This is a genomic window from Providencia sp. UF-183 (genome assembly GCF_058246155.1).
Window position 1 is genome coordinate 1 of record NZ_JBSICD010000111.1, and the last position, 253, is coordinate 253.

At 60.5% G+C, this 253-nt stretch carries 1 protein-coding gene; it reads left to right on the forward strand.

Annotated features, from left to right (window positions below; genetic code table 11):
- Nucleotides 1-253: nitrilase-related carbon-nitrogen hydrolase (locus AC4IFT_RS22580; protein ID WP_490752985.1), on the forward strand; the 253-nt coding region annotated here is incomplete at both ends.

A 253-nucleotide genomic window follows, 5' to 3' on the forward strand; every position in this document is an offset into this window, starting at 1 on the left:
CCTCATTACGCGCCGCCACGGTGCAATTCCAGCATCATGCGAATGACAAGAATTACAACCTGTCGACCATGGAACGCTTTATCGCGGAAGCGGCCGAACAACAGATACAGCTGCTGGCCTTCCCGGAAATGTGCGTCACCGGCTATTGGCACGTGCGCCATCTGTCCGACGCCGAAGTGCGGGCGCTGGCGGAGCCGATCGTGAGCAGCCCTTCGCTGGCGCGCATTCGCCCGCTGGCTGAGCGTTACAACAT